General features: G+C 38.4%; 18 protein-coding genes. 12 read left to right on the forward strand and 6 right to left on the reverse strand.

Annotated elements, in window-relative coordinates; translation table 11 throughout:
• Positions 1-120 precede the first annotated feature (120 nt).
• Both IJ00_RS18095 and IJ00_RS29710 read left to right on the forward strand, forming a co-directional pair.
• On the forward strand, positions 121-402 hold the full coding sequence (locus IJ00_RS18095; RefSeq protein ID WP_035155231.1) for a BrnT family toxin: 282 nt from the start codon (positions 121-123) through the stop codon (positions 400-402).
• Positions 380-847, forward strand: coding sequence for a hypothetical protein (locus tag IJ00_RS29710; protein ID WP_238178360.1), 468 nt, complete (start codon positions 380-382; stop codon positions 845-847). The genes IJ00_RS18095 and IJ00_RS29710 overlap by 23 nt, the downstream gene beginning before the upstream one ends.
• A gap of 162 nt (positions 848-1,009) precedes the next feature.
• Here IJ00_RS29710 and IJ00_RS18105 read toward each other — a convergent pair whose 3' ends face one another.
• Positions 1,010-1,603, reverse strand: coding sequence for a thioredoxin family protein (locus IJ00_RS18105; RefSeq protein WP_035155234.1), 594 nt, complete (start codon positions 1,601-1,603; stop codon positions 1,010-1,012).
• 77 nt (positions 1,604-1,680) lie between these two features.
• Between IJ00_RS18105 and IJ00_RS18110 the strand changes: the two genes are divergently transcribed.
• Entirely contained in the window at positions 1,681-2,085 is a 405-nt protein-coding gene (locus IJ00_RS18110; protein WP_035155237.1) for an NIL domain-containing protein, read from the forward strand.
• A 51-nt stretch (positions 2,086-2,136) separates the two neighbouring features.
• On the opposite strand, the gene IJ00_RS18115 is transcribed toward IJ00_RS18110, so the two are convergent.
• Positions 2,137-3,192 (reverse strand): DUF3616 domain-containing protein, encoded by a 1,056-nt coding sequence (locus IJ00_RS18115; RefSeq protein ID WP_035155240.1) that lies wholly within the window; start codon positions 3,190-3,192, stop codon positions 2,137-2,139.
• 222 nt (positions 3,193-3,414) lie between these two features.
• Between IJ00_RS18115 and IJ00_RS18120 the strand changes: the two genes are divergently transcribed.
• Complete coding sequence (locus tag IJ00_RS18120) at positions 3,415-4,383, forward strand: CHAD domain-containing protein (RefSeq protein ID WP_035155242.1); 969 nt, start codon at positions 3,415-3,417, stop codon at positions 4,381-4,383.
• A 186-nt stretch (positions 4,384-4,569) separates the two neighbouring features.
• Here IJ00_RS18120 and IJ00_RS18125 read toward each other — a convergent pair whose 3' ends face one another.
• Positions 4,570-7,017: an ATP-binding cassette domain-containing protein gene (locus tag IJ00_RS18125; RefSeq protein WP_035155243.1), complete on the reverse strand. Its 2,448-nt coding sequence runs from the start codon at positions 7,015-7,017 to the stop codon at positions 4,570-4,572.
• Between the two features lie 1,085 nt (positions 7,018-8,102).
• Between IJ00_RS18125 and IJ00_RS18130 the strand changes: the two genes are divergently transcribed.
• The 7 genes from IJ00_RS18130 (at position 8,103) to IJ00_RS18160 (ending at position 16,529) form a co-directional block, all read left to right on the forward strand.
• Positions 8,103-8,915, forward strand: coding sequence for a Spy/CpxP family protein refolding chaperone (locus IJ00_RS18130; protein ID WP_035155244.1), 813 nt, complete (start codon positions 8,103-8,105; stop codon positions 8,913-8,915).
• Positions 8,916-8,989: 74 nt separating this feature from the next.
• Positions 8,990-10,021 (forward strand): radical SAM protein, encoded by a 1,032-nt coding sequence (locus tag IJ00_RS18135; protein ID WP_046814852.1) that lies wholly within the window; start codon positions 8,990-8,992, stop codon positions 10,019-10,021.
• 173 nt (positions 10,022-10,194) lie between these two features.
• A complete protein-coding gene (locus tag IJ00_RS18140) occupies positions 10,195-11,304 on the forward strand; it encodes a class I SAM-dependent methyltransferase (RefSeq protein WP_035155245.1) in 1,110 nt (369 codons plus the stop codon).
• 211 nt (positions 11,305-11,515) lie between these two features.
• A complete protein-coding gene (locus IJ00_RS18145) occupies positions 11,516-12,394 on the forward strand; it encodes a DMT family transporter (protein ID WP_035155247.1) in 879 nt (292 codons plus the stop codon).
• A 463-nt stretch (positions 12,395-12,857) separates the two neighbouring features.
• Positions 12,858-14,294, forward strand: coding sequence for a coproporphyrinogen-III oxidase family protein (locus IJ00_RS18150; RefSeq protein WP_035155249.1), 1,437 nt, complete (start codon positions 12,858-12,860; stop codon positions 14,292-14,294).
• A gap of 716 nt (positions 14,295-15,010) precedes the next feature.
• Positions 15,011-15,595: a fasciclin domain-containing protein gene (locus tag IJ00_RS18155; RefSeq protein ID WP_035155251.1), complete on the forward strand. Its 585-nt coding sequence runs from the start codon at positions 15,011-15,013 to the stop codon at positions 15,593-15,595.
• Positions 15,596-15,938: 343 nt separating this feature from the next.
• Positions 15,939-16,529: a fasciclin domain-containing protein gene (locus IJ00_RS18160; protein ID WP_035155254.1), complete on the forward strand. Its 591-nt coding sequence runs from the start codon at positions 15,939-15,941 to the stop codon at positions 16,527-16,529.
• Positions 16,530-16,994: 465 nt separating this feature from the next.
• Here the strand turns inward: IJ00_RS18160 and IJ00_RS18165 are convergent, their stop codons facing one another.
• Together IJ00_RS18165 and holA are read right to left on the reverse strand one after the other, a co-directional pair.
• Complete coding sequence (locus tag IJ00_RS18165; RefSeq protein WP_046814853.1) at positions 16,995-17,453, reverse strand: DUF4168 domain-containing protein; 459 nt, start codon at positions 17,451-17,453, stop codon at positions 16,995-16,997.
• Positions 17,454-17,664: 211 nt separating this feature from the next.
• Positions 17,665-18,654 carry a DNA polymerase III subunit delta gene (holA, locus tag IJ00_RS18170; RefSeq protein WP_035155259.1) on the reverse strand — a complete coding sequence of 330 codons (990 nt, stop codon included), beginning with the start codon at positions 18,652-18,654 and terminating at the stop codon, positions 17,665-17,667.
• 131 nt (positions 18,655-18,785) lie between these two features.
• Here holA and IJ00_RS18175 point away from each other — a divergent pair, with 131 nt between their 5' ends.
• Entirely contained in the window at positions 18,786-19,481 is a 696-nt protein-coding gene (locus tag IJ00_RS18175; protein ID WP_035155261.1) for a response regulator transcription factor, read from the forward strand.
• A gap of 552 nt (positions 19,482-20,033) precedes the next feature.
• Here the strand turns inward: IJ00_RS18175 and IJ00_RS18180 are convergent.
• On the reverse strand, positions 20,034-20,315 hold the full coding sequence (locus IJ00_RS18180; RefSeq protein ID WP_035155263.1) for an Npun_R1517 family heterocyst differentiation transcriptional regulator: 282 nt from the start codon (positions 20,313-20,315) through the stop codon (positions 20,034-20,036).
• Between the last annotated feature and the right edge of the window lie 720 nt (positions 20,316-21,035).

Raw genomic sequence — 21,035 nt, forward strand, 5'->3', positions numbered from 1 at the left:
TGCTTCAGTCTTTGGTGGAGACAGTATTTGCATTTTTATAGGACAGCGCTTCAAGATAGTTTATGAGGTTTTGTCCTGCCCCAAGTGCTGTGTTAATTACTGCTGGGTTATGATTTACATATGAAGTTCGAGTGGGATGAGTCAAAAGCCGATGCCAACCTAAAAAAGCATAGTGTCAGCTTTGAAGAAGCTAAAACCGTCTTTGATAACCCAATGGCAGTTATCTTTGATGATGAAGTCCATTCTATAGATGAGCAAAGAGAAATTATTATTGGTCACTCTCAGAAAAATCGGTTGCTTTTAGTTTCTTTCACAGAGCGTTCCAACTCCATCCGTATCATCAGTGCCCGTTTAGTTACTCGCAGGGAACGTGAAGACTATGAACAAAATGCCTTTCAATGAATCTCCAAATCTCGATGATGATATGTCACCTGAGTACCACTTTGACTATCAGCAGGCAAAACCCAATCGTTTTGCTACTCGGAGTAGCAACAAAATGACTGTTGTTGTATTGGATGAGGATGTTGCTGAGGTTTTTACCACGCCAGAATCTGTTAATAAGGCACTGAAGGCATTGATTGAAGTTGTGCCGCGAATATCATTAGAAGCAGATGATTCGCAAGCTACGAGTAAATTTAAAAAACTATCTGAGCAACCTCAAAAATCATACAGTATTGAAGAGATTCGGAAGCAATATCCTCGCGCGTATGAATCTTGGAACGCGGAGGAGGATGAAGAACTAAGGTTGCAATATAACCAACAAGCATCGATTGACGAGATAGCAACAGAGTTCCAAAGACAGCCTAGCGCAGTTAAATCCCGACTTAAGAAACTAGGTTTGCTATAGGTGTATTTGTATACAGCTTGTGAAGACATGGCATAACAACCCTAATGCAAAAGACGGAGTTGAAATGGTGCCCCTTTTAGGGGATTTTTTATTACGAACTCAGATTAAATAGGAGAAGGGAAAAGGATTATCAAACAAACCTGTTCCCAAACTTCCCCATTTCTAACCTTTTTTCCCAGAATTACCGTGATTCCTGGGGTCATTTTGACTACCAGTAGGTGCCACGGGGGTGGAAAATTCTGATACTGCTCCCTTGGTTTCTGCGTAGGGTAGGGTTTTACCTGTAACTAATGCATCCAGATTGCTTGCCATAATGGTACGAGGTTGTTCTCCAATGGTTTCGGCGATCGCCTCCCCATCTTGACCTAAAAACACAAAATGGGGAATTCCATCAACTCGATATCGCAACATCTCTGGCAACCATTTGGTATTATCCACATTCAACATCACGAAGTTTGCCCGATCTGCATACTGAGTTTCTAAAGCGGCAATATCTGGAGCCATTTTTTGGCAGACAGTACACCAATTAGCATAGAATTCTACTAGGGAGGGTTTACCATTGGTCAAGGCAATTTCTAAGGGTGTAGACCTTTCATCTAAATCTGTTAAAGATACAGAATTTGTTTGAGTTCTCAGTCCCACAACTAAGGTGACACTCAAAGCCACACCTACCAACACAATTAAGAAATTCCGTAAACGCTTGCCCACATTCGATTCTGTTTGATTTTGTGTCTTCACAGATGTATCTGTAGCCATAGAAGATTTATTAAAAGTTATTAAGCATTTGCTTCTTTAGTGTATCGTTTTCTTTTCTCTAGTTTTGGGGATAATTTGTGAAAAAACGAGTCACCCTAACTTTTCCGAAACGTGCTGTCCAAATGCCAGTCACCTACAGACTAGCAAAAGATTTTAACGTGGCTGCAAATATTATCCGCGCTCAAGTTGCTCCCAATCAAATCGGGAAATTGGTGGTGGAACTCTCCGGAGATATTGATCAGTTAGATGCAGCTATTGAGTGGATGCGATCGATGAATATTCATGTCTCCTTATCCCTGGGAGAAATCATGATTGATGAGAATCTTTGTGTTGATTGTGGTTTATGTACGGGTGTCTGTCCCACGGAAGCGCTGACTTTACACCCAGAAAACTTTAAACTCATGTTTACGCGATCGCGCTGTATTGTCTGTGAGCAATGCATACCTACTTGCCCAGTACAAGCAATCTCCACAAATCTTTAAATAGCAGGACTTACACAAACACCATTAATAAGTGCGTAAGTCCTGAACAGCTTAAATCGACTGTAAGGGAAAAATATCTGCTACTAATCCCCCGTTATCCAAAAATCTTGACTTAGCCGGAGAATCATACACCACCAGCAGCGAAGGTGTACCAGTTAATTGGTGACACAATGTCATACCCTCGGCATGATCATCCCTGAATCCATAGGGAATATCTTGAACGAATTTTGGCTCATGCATGACATCATCTGCCAAATTTAACACATCTGCAAGACGATAAATCTGTACTGGACCATCTAAATCCATAGTTGGTCCCCCTAAAATTAATAAATCTCCTCCATCCCGACACAAATCCCGAATTCCTAAACCATTTAGCCACAGGAAATATTTTTTATACTTAGTATTTGCTTCGGTAAGGGATTTTAATGTCATCACTCCCGGACTAGTAAGCTCTAACTCAATCTCTAATAAAATTGCCCAACCTCGTAAGACTGGACCTCGCAAACCGAGAAAAACTTTATTCTTAAAAACGGCAATTCCTTCAATATCTAAACCGTTATCCTTGCTTGGTATTTTCCCTTGGATAAAGGGTTGTAAATGTGGGTCATTTTCCAAGCAATCCATTAATAAATTACCATCTGCTGTCACCTCTAATTTCGCTGCACTTTTTGACTCAGGGGAATTTTGAGATAATTCTCCATTCACTAGGGGGATTCTAGCTAAAATATACCGATTTGCCTCAGTTGCAATTGTTGCCAGTCGTTTGATATTGCTAGAACCTGACTTGTCTAATTTTGATTTTTTCCGTTTCCAACTATGGGAACCCATAAACCAAAGATAGCCATCATTAATATCAATTCCCTCAATATCAATTTCTTCTGTGACTGGTGCTGGTAAGTCGATAAAATCAGCAATATTAAATTGTTGATGCTCCCCAAAGTTATTACCATCAATTAAAGATAATCTCTCGATTTGCGTTGACTCATCTGACGCTAACCAGAGGTGTGTGCTATCTGCAAAAAATACTGCCGAGAGATTTTCACTATGCTTTTGAAAATTGTCATTAAATAACAAGTTGATTTGTTGCAGCAAAGATTTATTTGTCATTATTACTTATCTCACTCACACTAATTTTGTTTGAAACAACAATTCTTTAGATAATTATCTATGTGGAAAATACTTGTATCCTTTCTAACCTAGAGGCAGGTAAAGATTTAATAATATTAACAAATCATCTTAAATTACACTGGATTTACTGTTAAAAACTGATGTTATGATGCAGTTATATCTATGATTTCATAAAGCAACTTTAAAGCGTATTATTTTTTTATGACCCTAGCAACAGAAACTCAGGTAAATACTTTTGGTAACTATGCCCATTTGGCAATTCAGCAACATTATCACAAAGCATTAAAATGGGAAAAAGCTGTTAAAAAGGATAAAGATCCAGAAGCGTTGCATCAAATGCGAGTCGGAATGCGTCGCTTACGGACAGCAATTAGCCGCTTTGCCATAGCTATTAGCTTACCAAAAAATGTTAGCGATCGCAGTATTGGTAAAATTGCCCGTCGTTTAGGTAATCTCCGTGATTTAGATGTACTTAAAGAAGCAGTTGAAAATGAATATCGACCAAAGTTACCTAAAAAAGAGCAACAATACTTAGACCAAGCACTGAATATTTTAGAACATCAAAGAGTCGAAGTCTTAGCTGATGTCCGTAAATTATTCAAAGAGTCCCATTATCAGTCATTTAAAACTAATTTAGAAATTTGGTTACAAGAACCCCGATATCAACCCTGCGCTTCCTTACCCATCCAAGAAGTCTTAGCTGATTTATTGCTTCCAGAATTGAGTCAATTTTTCCTGCATCCTGCTTGGTTAATTGCCACAGAGATTCATCATGAGCATGTGCAGATATTACCAGATTTATCTGGTGCAAAAATTGAACAGGAGCTAGATAGTCACGAAGAAATGCTCCATGATTTACGTAAACAAGCTAAACGTTTACGCTATCAAATGGAACTATTTCATAGTTTATATAATTCTCACTATGCAGACTGTCTTGCGGAAGTAAAAGTCATTCAAGAGATTCTTGGTTCCCTGCAAGATACTACCGTCTTAACCGGATGGTTGACAACTGTGATAAAGTCTCCTCTCCCCTCTCACCTACCAACTTTAGCTGAGATAATCAAGGACAATCGTCATCAGCTTTGGCAACAATGGCAACCATTACAAGATAAGTATTTGCAGGCAAATAGGAGAAGAGATTTTCATCAGACAATCCTAAATATCGGATAATAAAGATGATTTTTGCAGGACTGACATAACAATTTTAGGGTGTTCAATACTGGAATAAAATTAACACACAATCCTCAATGATTTTTGTGGTGTGATTAACCAAGTATTAGCTATGGAATTTGGTATTTATCCCTACCTAAATTTGTCTGTGTAAGTCCTCCATCACTTCATCATGATTTACGCAAATTATTTAAATACATCCTTCCGCTTTTGTAGCCATAGGGTGACTCCCAGGGCAATTATGATATGCAATAATAGAATTCCCCAGTTGAGTTGCAAATTATTCCAGCTAGGGCTAAACATTGCACTTTCGGAAATTAATTGCTTCGCATTTTTGGCGGTTTTTGCCGTCTCTGGAATGATACTATTTACATCTGCTAAAATACCATAACCACCCACTGACCACCGACTTAACATTAACCAAGAAATTATTTCCCCTACCTCTAATTTATCTTTGATTTTATCCATTTCAAATAAAACACCAGCAAAGATAATTTGTGGAAGTAATAACAGAGGTAATGCACTATTTGCTTGGGTACTATTTTTCACACTTGCTGACACCATTAACCCCAAGCTAATGGAAGCCATAATTGTGAGAAATGTTGTAATAAAAACTCCTAAAGACCAAGGTATATTGATACAACTTTCGGGAGAAGCACAAGAAATGGCAATGCTATTTGCCGGAGATTGAAAACCTAAAATAATCACCAAGGAAATGAGTAAGCTCTGAATAGCTGCCAATCCTCCTAAAGTCAATACCTTAGAACCTAGATAGGCAAATAAACCTAAATTAACTAATCTTTCTCGTAAATAAACAGCAGATTCCTTGACAATTTCCTGTAAGGAACTGGCAAATCCTACCCACAGAGATGCACAGGTAAATACAAACAATACTTTTCTTGCTAGGGAAGCATTATCTATATCTGCCAGACCTGACCAGGGAGTTTTGCCCTGAATTGCCAGTAAAATTAAACCTATACCCACAGGTGCTGTCAACAAGGATAAACCTAAGTAAACCTGATCTCGTTGAATTAACTTGATGTAGCGTTGAGTCAGGATTGATAACTGTTGAAATAGAGAACGTTTAACTTTTTGGGGAGCAGTTGGTTGCTCGGCTTTTACCTCTATTAAACGGTCAGATATATACTCTTTATAGTAGGGTGATTGACCAAATCTAGTTGCTTCTTGCTCAACGGATGTGGGTGTTTCTAACTTAATATAAATATCAGCAAAATCTCCACTATTGATTTGAAAAAATCTAGTAGCATCATTGGGAGGACCAAAGTAGCAAAGATTGCCACCCCTACCGAGAAAAACTAGGCGATCGCACAAAGTAATATTCGTGGTTGCGTGTGTCACCAAAATTACCGTCCGTCCGTCATCTGCAAGTCTTCGCAGTAGTTGCATCATTTTCTTATCCAATCCTGGATCTAAGCCAGAAGTCGGTTCATCTAAGAAAAATAACTTGGGATCTGCTAATAATTCCACCCCAATACTTACCCGCTTTAATTGCCCACCACTGAGGTTTTTGACTAGGGTATCTTGCCGTTCGGATAATTCTACTTTTTCTAGGGTTTCCTCAACGATTTTGTTGACATCAATATCCGGAGGTAATCTTAATTTTGCTGCATAATAAAGAACCTCCCTTACCCGCAAATTTGTATGGACAATATCATGCTGGGGTACATATCCAATTAAAGTCCGATAAATATTAAAATTACTTCTTAAATTATCACCATTTAAATAAACAGTCCCACTATTACTTGGCTCAATCCCTAGGAGCGCTTTCAGTAAAGTCGATTTTCCTGCTCCACTTCCACCCACCAAAGCCACAAATTGACCAGGTTCAATTGCCAAGGAAATATTATTTAATAATGTAATTTGTTGTTTATTTTTATTCTTAACAAATCGGAGAATATCAATCGCATCTAAGCGGATATTATCACCTTGATCAAATAAAACTAATTCATCACCTTGCAGCACAAAAGTGTAGGGACCAATTTGCACAATTGCACCAGGTTCTAGGACTATAGAATTAGTCACCTTTTGCCGATTGACAAACACTCCATTGGTGCTTTTGTCTGTAAGAACGTATTTCCCCTTATCATTTCTGTCAATGATGGCGTGGCAACGGGAAACTGTGGGAGCATCTAGCTCTAAATTCGCCTCAGCACCCCTTCCTAGCATCACAGAGCGATTTTTTAAACTTAGCGATCGCTGCTTCGGAATAGTCGGATTTTTACTAGCATTTGGATCGAAATAAGTTAATGTCACCCAGTTCCGAGGATTTTGCCCAATTTTAATCTCATCATGGTCTTGTAATCTATATCCCTCCTTCGGTGTGACTAAAGTATTGTTGATAAACAAACGATTACTACTGGGTATTTGTCCATTGCCGTCATAAACATAATAATCATTGCCTATTTTGCGAAAACAAGCTTGACAACGACTCACTACCACCCAATCTTCTGGAACTTTCAACCCTTCCGGAGCCGCTTGTTGGGGATCTCTTCCTAATACGTGCCAAGGACATTTGAGTTCAAAAGTAAGAGTCATCCCTTGATTATTGAGAACTATTTGAGGATGATTTCCCAGAACACCAACAATCGTTGTACTTACAGAATTGTTATTCATTTATATCCATATTTCCTAGTAAATGATTAACTTTTCTCCTACAGAAGTCAAAGTATTTTGCTTCAGAGCTTCTGCGTCCATAAATATTTATTACAAAGTTAATTATCAAGCAACCCTAACCCTATCTCCCAGCATATCAGATTGCCATTATTTCATGCAAAAGGTAAACATTATATTTCTCTGAAAAAGGAAAAAGCATGCACTCAAGTATGTTTTAAGCTACAAAAATTAACCCAGGTAGTACCACTTATCACTTGCCCTATCTCCACACCCACAAGAAACCATATCCAAAAATAATCTTTGATGAGAAAAATTAAATCGAGCATTTTAGGCAGTCAAGCTATCTGCTGAATCCTGAAGTTAAAAAGATTCTTCAACTGCATTCCTAGACAGCCGTAGAAGCAGGGAAGTTAACGCTAATAGCACCTTTTTGCTTGATTTTTGCTTGATTTTTTAGATAGTCACCATCTAGGAAATGAATCGGAGGCAACATATAAATTACCAAATACTTAATCTCTATTTAACCTCAAGACAGTTCTAGCTGAAATACTGCCTACCTGAAACAAGCTGGATGATTATTTTCCAAAGATTATCATATTGCTAGTAATTGACATGAATCTCAATTGAGATGGCAAAAGATGGCAGTTTTCTGAATTTACCCAGGCAAATAACTATGCTATAAGCTGATTTATTAGTATGTTGTTTATATGTTCTAATTGCAATACCTTATAACATTATTTTACAAAATGTTATGCCGAGCAATATCCATGAATAAAAAGTAATAAAAGAAAACTCCTGTATCTCCAAAATGTTGAGTATTCTATTATTTAGTAGCAGATATTTTTTTCAGAGAATAAATATTTATATTCCCATCAATTTGGAAATAAATATAAATTTTCCTGAGATTCTATGTTTTTTGCCTTACATAAAAAAGTATGAAGCCATGTTACGAGGTGTAAGACAAAATTTTCAATTAGATGAATAATGCCAATTAGAGGTTAACAATGTTTAATTTTTGATAATTAATAAATTTTCTCCTGTAAGAAAAGCTAGAATTGCCGAAGCAAGATTAAAGTGATACAAGTATGAGCAAACAAAATCGGATAGATTCTCTCACTTTCGCGTCTTTGCTAATAGTTTTCGGCACTCTATTTACTTTGTCTAGCTGTACAACTACTGATACCAAAACTAGTCCCACAACTACTGCGGAACCAACAGCTACTCAAACAAAATCTGAGACACAATCTGAAACTGGCAATAACCCCATTAATGCCTTCCTAGGCAATTCTGACCGTCAGGGAACTGACCCGTTGGAGCTCATGCAGAACTCCCAGGTAAAAAGTGAACTGAAATTAACCGATGACCAGATAGCGAAACTCAAACAGATAGATACGAATTTTCGCCAGAAAGTCAAGGAAAAAGCTTCCGGAATTAAACCCGAAAGTGCCACTGAAGAACAAATCAAATCGGTCAGAAGTGACATTGAAAAGCTGAATCAAGAAACTCGTGTGGAGGTTGGCAAGACACTCAATGCTGACCAAGTTAAACGGGCAAGACAGATTTTTTTACAGCTTTATGGTTGGGGAATTTTGACCAAGGACGACTTTAGTCAAGATTTAAAGCTGACAGCAGATCAAACTGCTAAGTTGAATAAACTCAGCGATGACACTGTACAGAAGATGAAAGATAACTGGGTTGCACCAAAAAGTGATGCTTCCCCGACTGAGAAGAACCAAACCTTGGCAAATAACACCAAGAAGATGGAGCAAATTCTCAAAGATAGTAATCAGGAGGCAGAATCTTACTTAACTGATGAGCAGAAAAAAACCCTAGAGTCTCTCAAAGGTGCAAAATTTCAGTTAGATCCCAAATCCTTACCATCCCCAGCATCTCAATAATTCACAAGGTGGTAAAAGTTCTGGGTAAGATTTCCCCTGACTTTAAATAATTCCTGAGCATTGAGGAGAAATAGATGCAGGCTTTCGATCGGGAAGAACTGATAGATATCAGGCGATTAACAAAGTCGGAGCTAATTCGACTAATACAGGCAGAAGGTGAATTACAGGAACAATTGTTTCGGCAAGCTCGGCAAGCTCGGCATGAAAGTGGTGCGGATCAAGTACTACTCAGAGGAGTCATTGAGATTTCTAATTTCTGTCAGAAAAATTGCGACTACTGTGCAATGCGAGTTGTCAATAAGAATCTTGACAGATATAGATTACAGCCAGAAGAAATTTTGGCGATCGCTGCCGAAATCAAAAAAACAAATACAATATCAACTATTTTTCTGCAAGCTGGGCAAGATCCTCAATGTGATGCTATTTTGGCGGAAGTCATCCCAGAAATTAAACGGCAATACAATTTAAATGTTCTTCTGTGTTTAGGGGAAAGACCAAGGGATGTCTATTTCAAATTTGCCGAATTAGGCGCAGATTCCTACATCCTCAAGTTTGAAACATCAGACCCCCAACTATATCAAGAAATTGCCCACACCCCCCTACTTCGTCGCCTCCAATGTATTCGTTGGTTACAAGAAGCTGGATTCAAAGTGGGTACAGGGAATATAGTCGGTTTACCCCATCAAACCCTAGAAACCCTTGCCGATGATATCTTGCTTGCCCTTGATATTCAACCTGATTTCGTCAGTTCTTCCCCCTTCATTCCTAATCAGAATACACCCCTAGAAAATATCGGGTACGGTAATCTGAACTGGACTTTAAATACCATGGCAATCTATCGTATTGCCTTACCATCAGCCCTAATCCCCACCGTTAGTGCCCTCGAAAAAATTCAGACAGGTGGGCAACTAATGGGGTTAAATGCTGGAGCCAACGTTCTCACTATCAACTTTACACCCCAAACTGCCCGCGAAAAATACGTCATATATTCAGAGCAACGCTTTGTTGTCAGCTTAGAACATGCTCGCAAAGCCATAAATCGCGCAGGGTTGCAAATACGAACACCAGCCTCAGCAGAAAAGTTACATTATTCCATCATCCCGTAACAATAATACCAAAGCACAATATCTCTCAGTAACTATTGTCAAGCGGGCATCTTTGCCCGTCTGAAATCTTTTGTCTTTTTTCCTACCCTTTACCTATTTTCCCAATCAATACATATACCCATAACTGAGAAAGTTCTGAACCAGTCAATTAAACAGCTAATTAATTTTCTGCTATGACCAGAATTCTTCGGACACGTAAAACAGCCAATAACACAACATTTTGGGCTATTTTACTAATTCTTACTGCCTTAATTGGCATCCTATTCTACAATACTCCATGGGGTTATCAGTGGCGCGGCAAATCCGGACAATGGATAGAAGTCAGTTCTAAAGCTTCCCTCGTTCATGTTGGTAGCCATGATTCCTTTGCTTCATCCCAAGAAGGTATTCGTGCTGGCAGATTTGTCTTAGATTTCCTCGAAACTAAAAACCAACAGTCTGGAAAAGAAGCAATTAAAATTTACAACAAGCTTATCCCCATTGAAAATTATGGAGGAGAATACACAGCCCTCCAGTGGTTTTGTCAGTATCTTCTCGCCACAGATAATCAAAAAAAACAATTTTTATCTGATAAATACGCCGCCAATTTTTACGAATTCTTTGCAGAAAATGATTTCGCTCGCTTAAAAGAATATCTCAAACGCAAATACAAATTTGAAACCTATCCCGACCAAGGTACAACTGCTGGAGAAAATCGTAAAGCCTTTCTAGAAGATAATATTCTCTTTAATAATCCTAGAAGGGAAGAATGGGAGAAGACCAGCAAGATTATCAGTGCCATCAAAATTCAACCCGGACAACATATTGCAGATGTTGGTAGTGGTCCTGGATACTATACCTTGAAGTTTTCCCAATTAGTTGGAGACAAAGGTTATGTTTATGCAATTGATACAGTGAAAGAGCATTTAGAACAACTACAAAAAACCAGTAAAAAATTTGGGATTAAAAATATTGAAACTATTCAAACTACTGGGACAACTATTGGCGTAAAAGCCAATAAAGTAGATGTCGTATTTCTTTGTTCTCTGTACCACAACCTTTATGCTTTTTCACGGGAAGAAGAAATCGCCAGCTTTGTTGGTAGCATTAAAAGCGCCATCAAAAAAGGTGGCAGACTAATTGTAGTTGATAATGCTTTAGTTAACGACTCCGAACTTCCATACCATGGTCCCTATATTGCCAAGGAATTAATTATCGCTCAAATGAAATATTATGGTTTTCAATTTGAGAAAGATTACGCTTTTATTCCCCAACGCTATCTTCTCATCTTCAAAAAAGTCTAACTCATCCATTTCCTGTGAGTAAGATTCATAAGGATAGGAACAAGACTTACTTCCTAGGGAGAAACTAAATTTCTCCCTGCATTAATCTACAAATTATCAAAAACTGGATTTTTTTATCTCAAAATTAACTTCATAAAATTATCTTTTTTGTTGCATCCAACTCTTCACAGATAATAATTATGTTTCCCACAATAAACAATCAGAATTAAATATGGATGCGAAAGTAATTGGTATCACAGCAGCCTTAGCATCATCTGCTTCCTGGGCAATTGGCTCGATTCTGTTTAAGAGATTAGGCGAATCTATTTCACCCCTAGCTATGACCTTAGCAAAGGGCAGTGTGAGTGTTATTCTCCTCGGTTTAACTTTATCTATTACTGGTTACTCTGGTGTCAATCGAGAATCCTTAGTACTCCTAATTATTAGTGGCTTATTGGGTATTAGTCTCGGAGATACTTTCTTTTTTGAAGCCTTACAAAATTTAGGTCCCCATGCATTAGTAATTCTATTGATGCTAGGAGAAGTGATAACTGCGATGCTGGCAGTGATTTTCCTCGGAGAAATGCCCACACCCACAGTTTGGCTGGGAATTTTCCTAGTCATTTTGGGAGTAGCAATAGTGATATTTCCTAAGCTCTCAGGAGAACAGCAAGCATCTAGTACTAGGGGAATTATTTTTGGTTTGCTGTCCGTACTCTGTATGTCAGTCTCAATTATTTTTGCGAAACAAGGTTTATCATCCCTTTCAACTATTCAGGCAACATTTATTCGTATGGCTGCGGGAACGGCAGGAATGTTATGCTTCGGAACTTTAACCAACCGTTTGGGAAGTTGGGCTGTCCCTTTTAAAGATAGAAATATTATTTATTTATTTATTATTTCTGTTTCGATTGTCACCTTTGGGGGCTTTTGGTTGTCCCTAGTGGCAATCAAGTATGTGAATGTTGCTGTTGCTAATACTCTGAATTCTATTGAACCCTTATTTGTCATGCCTTTAGCTGCAATTTTTCTGAAGGAAAAGTTTTCCACTCAAGCTTTATGGGGGACAATTGTCACAACTTTTGGCATAGTGCTGATTTGTACTCAATAGTTAATATCTGATTGCCAAAGACTGCATTCTCTCTATTGAATAGATAATACTAAATGTATTGATAGTTGAAATATTTACTAGCATTAATATCTTACTAATAGACCATACTTAAATATAAACTTTTATGGAAAAATACTGATTTTTTTATCTGATTATGTTACTGTGACGGTACAAGTAATTTAATTCATGCAAAATTGATTTTCTCTGAGATTATTGTTTTTCAAATATATAGAAATCACACCTTATCTATACTGAAATTAGGGGCTTGACTGAAGATAGGCTGTGATATGTGCCTTTGAGAGCAATGTACTCCCAGAAAGAAGAACTGAACGGTAAAGATTATCCCAAATATCAGGTTTTTCCATGGTGCAAATTAACCATAGGGCATCCTTTTTTAGCCTGAATTGCAAAGTGTTGCATATTTCCCTTATCCCCACATGAAATAATTTAAGGAATTAAGAGAATGATTCAAATTGCCGATCGCCAGACTGTATTCATGGAAAGGGCACGCAGCAGAGTTGCGGATTTCCAACGTCTGCAAGCCGCAGGGCTAATCTGCAAAGATGGAGACTTTTTTCCGTCAGTGCATTACCCACCGATTACGATGTATCAACCCATCACCCAAGAGGAATTATTTGCAGGCTATTCTGTTCCAGAAGACGGGTTGTTAGATATCTATGCACATATTCCTTTTTGTCGCCAACGCTGTATATTTTGTCACTATCCCGTACAGTTAGGTGAGCGCAGTGCTGAGAAAGACCAGTATCTCGATGCACTGGAAAAAGAAATGGATATTTACATGAATGTCCTGGGATTGCAGCAAATTAAAGCACGCTCAGTTCTAGTCGGTGGTGGAACACCTTCCTACCTTGCCTTAGATCAAATTGATCGCTTCTTAAATTCCTTTGTGCAGCGTGTTGACTTGTCAGCCTGTCGGCAATTTAACTATGACGTAGATCCTGTAACCTTAATTGGTGCTGAAGGAACAGAGCGTCTACGCTTAATGAAATCCTACGGTGTCAATCGTTTGACAATTGGAGTTCAATCCTTAAATCCCAGCACTCTCAAACTGATGAACCGTCATCATGGTGTGGAAGAGGCTTTAGCATCAATTGAGAATGCTAAGTCCATGGGATACCAGGTGAATATTGAGTTTATTTTTGGCTATCCAGGGCAAACTTTAGAAAACTGGATTGAGGTGATTGAACAAGCGGTGAAACTAGATGTGGATGAAATCCAACTTTATCGCCTCAAAATCGAAGCATACGGTGATTTCCAAGGACCGATTAAGCGAATGACGGAAAGACAACCGGATGAATTGCCGACGGTGGAAGAAACTTTGATGATGAAACAATTGGCGATCGAGATTCTCAATGAAAATGGCTATCACGAGAATCTACGTCGGGTATTTACCAAGGAGCGTAAGCAATATTCCCACTATGCCCATAACCAATGTTGTATGTTATACGACCAAGTAGGATTTGGGTTGACAGCTTTTAGTAGTTTGCGCGATCGCTTTGCCTTAAACACCCAAGACTTTGATGAATACTACTCCAAAATCGCTGAAGGTAAACTACCCCTGAATCGAGGTATTCTCAGAACTCCAGAAGAGCAAATGCGCTGGGCTATAGTTCTACCCCTCAAAAATCGTACTGTCCGCAAGGCAAACTACGAAAAACAGACGGGAGTCTCTTTAAATAAAGTTTTCCGTAACAAGATTGAGAAGCTCAAAGCTTTTGGCTTAATTACAGAAGATGAGAAAGAAATTGGTGTGACAAAATTAGGAGCATTTTTTGCTGATGAGGTTGCCCAGCAATTCCATCATCCAGATTATATGCCATATCCACGGGATGCCTATAACCATGGCTTACTATATCCCTATGATGATTGTGAACCGTAAAATATGAAACTTGGTATGGGGAACAGTAGAGGCTAGGAAGTATCTCTTGATGCACTTTCCCAATGTATGAGATTGTACTTGCACAAGCTTTGACAAGTTGTGTTTGTAACCTCACAATCAATTGCCATCTTTACTTGAAAAGACTTACCTACCTCCAGATGATGAATGGAGATAGGTATTTCTTTCTTTATAGGACTCAAAATTTCTGGGACTTAGAAATTTCATCATAAATCAGTTAATTCACTGATGTTCGATTCGGTAGGTGTATGTATCAACTTACTCCAATGACCATTTACCCTGTGGAGATAAAATCCAGTCACAGCAATACTTCTATCGCGAAATGGATTCTTGTCTCTGGAAGTAAATATATTGCACTCAGGATATTTTTAGTGGTATAATCGCAGTGGAAGTACTTAGATTCATTCTAAATTTTTTCAATATAGCTTCCTTACCTTTCTGTTCACTTGGACTATCCCTAGCAAGCCACAAACTCTTCTAGGATAGGTTTATTGAACATCGTAAACTAGATTACGCCCTAATCTAAAGTATTTATAAACACTGTAGCCTGCAAACTATCAAGCTGCACAAGTCTAAGTAAGAAAATTTTTATTAGGTTTGCGACTATTTCTTAAATACTCAAAAACCAGTATCTGAAATATTCAGGCAACTATTAAATTTTTAAATAGTACATAGAACTAATTTGGTGTCGATGTCCTATGAAAAAGCAATTCTTTCAAACTTTGAAAAATCTCCAGCCTTGGCAAAAGCTAGCTTTTGTTGTGGGTTTCACTGGTATTGTTATGATGAGTGCGTCTCCCGTCTTGGCGAGATACCGTCTAGCTTATCGTCTATTTCAGCCCTATGCTGGTGCTAGTGTTCCCTATCGAGGAACTGATAATTTGATTGATGCTCTTTCCAAAGAGAAAAAATTTAGCAATCTTGTTTACGAATTGAAAGAAGCAGGGTTGCTTGAGAAACTCAAACAGGAAAAAGATTTTACTATTTTCGCTCCCACGGATGCTGCTTTTAATGCCTTATCCCGTGAGACATTCAACCGTTACAGACAACCAGAGAACCGCAGTAGAATTCTGAATTACCATATTGTGGTTGGGAATGTGACTGAAGATGATATGAATAAGGGTGGTAAAACTACTTCTGAGGGTAGTGCTGTCAAAATCCAAGTTAATCCAGCAGATGAATCAGTAAAAATTAATGGAGCGAACACGAAGTATCCCTCTATACAAACAAAGAATGGTGTAATTATTGAGGTTGATCAAGTCCTTACACCACCTGGTTTTTAACTCAATCTATCCCAATTTCACTCCGGGAATTAATCACCAGAGATTTTCCTTTTCGGTGATTCCCGTACTAACTGTTACATACCTTTGTTTTTACCCTAACTATCCCTAGTAAACAGAAAACTGTTCTAGGATACGCTTATTAAACAACATAGACCAGTTTTGCCCTAGTCTAAGTATTAATAAAAGCTGTAGCCTGCAAACTTCCAAACTCCACAAATCTAGATAAGCAAATTTTTATTAGGTTTGTGACTATCTCTTGAGTACTCAAAAACAGTATCTGAAATATTTAGGCAACTATTAAATTTTTAAATAGTAGATATAACTAATTTGGTGTCGATTTCCCATGAAAAAGCAATTCTTTCAAACTTTGAAAAATCTTCAGCCTTGGCACAAGTTTGCTTTGGTTGCAGGTTTTACTGGTGTCATGATGATGACTGCCTCCCCTGTTTTGGCGAGATACCGTCCAGCTTATCGTCTGTTTCAGCCCTATGCCGGTGCTAATACTGTAAACTATCGAAAGGAGAGTTTGCCTAGCACAATAGATGCTCTTTCCAGAGAGAAAAAATTTAGCAATCTTGTTTACGAATTAAAAGAAGCAGGGTTGCTTGAGACTCTGAAACAGGAAAAAGATGTTACTATTTTCGCACCCACGGATGCTGCCTTTAATGCTTTATCCCGTGAGACATTCAACCGTTACAGACAAACAGAGAACCGCAGTAGAATTTTAAAGTACCATATTGTGGTTGGTAAGGTGACTGAAGAGGATATGAATAAGGGTGGTAAAACTACCTTTGAGGGTAGTGCGGTCAAAATTCAAGTGAATCCAGATGAATCGGTGAAAATTAATGGAGCGAACACGAAGAGCCCTTCTATAGAAACCAAGAATGGTGTAATTATTGAAATTGATAGAGTCCTTACACCACCTGGTTTTTAACTCATCTATCCCAATGTCATTAGGGGAATTAACCGCCAGAGATTTTCCTCTTTGATGATTCCCGTACTAACTTTTCTATACCTTAAGCAAATGATTTTCTATTTTCATTGCTTTAATTTTGTCCAGCACGGAAACTAAAATTTAGTTTGGAATAATGAATAGGCGTGTATGATACACGTCTATTTTATTTGTGTTGGGAGGTACAGAAATATCTGATTTCTTTTCAAGTAAAGAGTTTAGTCTCACAGAGTCACAGGAGCGATGATTCTGTGGTGATACCATTTCACGAAAAATCTGATACAGATGTAAATCCTGAAAGCTTTGCTGCATCTAAGTTTTTTAATTGCGAATTGCGAATTGCGAATTGCGAATTGTGAATTGGTATGATATGGCATTTTGGTGATATTTTCTACTGTGACTGCGAGATAATCTCAACCAGACTGTGGAAGTAGAAATAACTATAGACTAATTTCTTTGCATTCGTAGCTGTGCATTATAAATTTGCCTTCTGAGATTTTCATTGTTTTGAACTTCTCTAGTTATTTGATTGAATTTTTCAGAAGATAGTCCATTGTCTTTCACTATTTGTTGATAGTTATTACAGAATTCAATGGCAACCTTTTTCGCCTCTCTAGGTAAACTATTAAGACTATTCGCATCATCACAACTAATATTTGGTAATTCGCCTCTACCAATTATTTTCTTGATTTTACCCATAGCTTCCTGTCGCTTGGGCTCCATCGTTAATGTTGCTCTAGCGTAGGCATTAATATCATTAGCAGTGAATGAAGGAGAATTTTGAGCAACTGCTGGTGAGATAAAAAATAAACAGCTAGCAGTCAAACTAGCAACACTGATGGCAGCAAAATAGGATGATTGACTGACTCGACTAATTAGGCGATGTAAATATAAATAATTTCTCATCTGTTAATTATCTGTGTGAGAAACAAGGACAATTGGTAACTCTGTTAATCACATTGAGTTATTTTATAAGTCAGATGTTCCAGAAAAACAAAGTCTTTACAAAAACAGTTCTAAATTATGATGACTATCAGATTATATACATTTGTCTAAGAGAGGGCATTCAGGTAGCTTTGCTCTGTGAGTGCAAATAGATTCTACTTGGTAAGTAACTTTAACGCCAAGAACAAACTTGACAAAGTTCAATGATTTTAGTTTGTAGTGTGGGTAATTCTGTAGCACCTTGTTTGAGGCTCACTTCTAATTCTAGTAATAGGGGTAAGCACTGGATTAATTGCTGCACGGATAGAGATTTTATCTCTTGCTGCAAAAAATATATGCGTTTGGGGTTGCCGATTTCTGCTGCTTGGGCGATCGCCTGGGAATTTCGCTCACCGCTTTCCATCATCATTTTCACCCATAACCAAGTACGGAACTGACCGATGAGAGTAGCGACAATCTTGATACCTGGTTCACAGGCAGTAATTAACTCCGTCAAAATACTTAATGCTTTAGCTGTATCCCCAGTTCTAATGGCTGCTGCTAATTGTAAACTATTGTGTTGGCTATTCCTAATCAACAGGGCAACTCTATCCACATCTAGGGGTTGCTGATTTCCCCCAGCATATAACTGTAATTTTGCCAGTTCGTTATCTAAGAGGCGAGTATCGTTACCTACAGCCTCAGCTAAGAGTTCCACCGCATTAGCAGTTAATTTTAAGTTAATACTCTGTGCTGCTTGCTGTACTGCTTGGGTAATGAGTTCTATTTTCCAGGGAGGAATCACAGGGAATTCTCGATATTCCTGAGCATGTTGCTTGAGAAGCTTAGTTGATTTCAATCGCTCATCGGGCTTATTGCGACTAGTAAGCAGCAAGCAGGATGTTGCGGGAATTACGGAGAGGGTACGGTTGAGTTCAGATAGGATGTTTTCTGAGCAACTTTGACACAATGTCGTATTTACCAACCATACCAAACGCCCACCAGCTCCAAAAGGCGGTGTCATTGCCTGATTTAAGCCATCAATAACGGCATCAGCTTGTTCGGGAGGATGGATACTGTAATTAAAACTTATCCATAGAGGATCGAGAAGGCGATCGCGCAATCCTGCCACGGCTTTCTCTATGGCAAATTCATCCTCACCCCAGTAAACATAAATTGGCATAGAAATTATTCAGGGGAAAGGAAAAGTTTTTTGGATAAAGACTAGCTTCGTGTTCATTATCCCCTATCATCCATTCCCCAATGACCAATTTTCGCTACATTGGATAAAGGTAAAGTCAAAGGAATTTCTAGATGTCGGCACAATTGTTACTGGTAGATGATGAACCGGGATTGCGGGAAGCTGTCAAAGATTATTTACAAGAGAGCGGTTTCAGCGTTCAAGTTGCCAGTAACGCCCGTGAAGGGTGGGATATAATGCAACAAAATATACCGGATTTAGTGATTTCTGATGTCATGATGCCCCAGGTTGATGGGTATCAGTTTCTGAAACAACTCCGAGCAGATCCGCGTTTTCAAACCTTACCTGTCGTATTCTTAACGGCAAAAGGTATGACTAGCGATCGCATTCAGGGTTATCAAGCTGGAGTCGATGCTTATTTACCCAAACCTTTCGATCCAGATGAGTTAGTGGCAATTGTCGAAAACCTCCTAACTCGTCGCCACAGCAAAACGGCAAACTCCCATGAAGAAGGAGAAACTCCAGATATTGCCGAATTGGCAAACCAAATCGCCCAGATTAAGGCATTATTAACTCAGAGAAGCGCGATCGCCCAGTCTCCAGCACCTTTCTCTATTGATTTAACCCCCAGGGAGCAAAGTGTTCTCAACTTAGTCGCAGAAGGTTTAATGAATAAAGAAATTGCCCGTCGCTTGGATACTAGCGTCCGCAACGTCGAAAAATACGTCAGTCGTCTGTTTAGCAAAACTGGTACAAATAGCCGCACAGAACTTGTACGCTTTGCCCTAGAGCATGGTTTGGCTAAATAACAATACAGTTTTGTATAAGGTAGATGCTGAAATTTTGCACAAATTTCCCTTGATGATCAAACACGGTGATTAATGTCTCGCTAAAAGTCATGAAGTCATGACATAGGATTCCCAGGGAAACATCAAATTATTCCGTATCCTGTTCTCATTCCTAGCTCAATCTTCATTTTCCTGAGAAGTGAGAGTGGCGATCGCACTCAGTCATCATCATGCAAAAACTATCGGCGACAACACATCTATATAAAATCTTAATCAAGAAAATCGCGATTGTAGTTCCAACAATGAGTGGGAAATTCCATCTTTGTTAAACCCATACCCTGCTAATCAGCAAGGTTAAACGGCATTAGTAGGCACCCAATTGATGTCCGTAGTGCAAAGGGTGAGAACTACTCTAGACGCGGTATGAGCGCCTTTGTGGAGGGTAGAACCAGTTTATCAATCTGAGGTCAGGGATGACTGCCGACTCAATGTGGTGATAGTCAGCATAGAGGCAAAAAATTTACCACTGCCCAATTATCAGGATTTGCAACTACTGAAATGAGAAATATCCAATTATTGGACACTATCAGTGGAGTTACGCAAACGCATTATTTGACGACGCATTTGAGGAGAAGCTTTCAGCTCAGATAATTCATGAACTTTAATTGCTTGGTGCAGCATTTCCAAAAATTCGTCAGAACCTTGAGCCAGAGCATCCAATAATACATCTAAAAGTTGATCGCGATCGCTCAAGAGGCTTTTTTCTTCAATCAGTCGAAACTTGAGATTGATTTCGCATTCGTAAACACCAACTTCAATGTTATTTACTTGCAGTGGCAGTGCTTTGGAATTCATACGTTTTCAGAGTCCTTGTACTAGGTGTTAATCAGGGTCAGGAGCGAAATCTCTAGGGAAAATTTTGGCACATTTTTTTGAAATCCAAAGTGCTGAACTAGGTCAGCTTTATTTTTAACTTACTCATCTACTTTTCATCCTGCATCTCCTGTGTTAATGAGGTAACGCAAATTGCTCTTGACTGAATATAAGGGCTGATGTCGAACTAAGCCATAACTATTATTCAGTTTTTAAGATTCTATACAATAAAGTTTTTGTAAGAACTTATGCGAGCTTTTTAAAGGTTTTTACATCAACTTTATCTCCACGTCAATAATTGTTTGAGTTTTTACTGAGTTTTTAGTACTTATACGTAAGTAAAAACGCTGAATAGGCAATAAATAATAAAAGCTAGACGTTGTTTGCTAAAAAATCAGTATATTTACTAAATGTATGTTTTTTGCCTATGTAATTGCAGGACAATTTTATAAGCAAAATTATCAAAGCGACAATTTCTCTGTAAAATGAATAACCTATATCCGGTAAAAAATTTTTTTTTGAGGCAAATTTACCCCTGAGCAGGATGTAGTCATTGTGCTTCTCTTGCTAAAAATTTGCAAAACCTGAAAATCAAATTGTCATGACATCAGCCTTGTTCCCCAGACAAATCCCCCGAGGGAAAAGAAAAATCATGTTGCACAAGTGAAAGACATAATTTATTTTTGCAATTCCTCAAGCAGA

Source organism: Calothrix sp. 336/3, assembly GCF_000734895.2.
Lineage (GTDB): Bacteria > Cyanobacteriota > Cyanobacteriia > Cyanobacteriales > Nostocaceae > 336-3.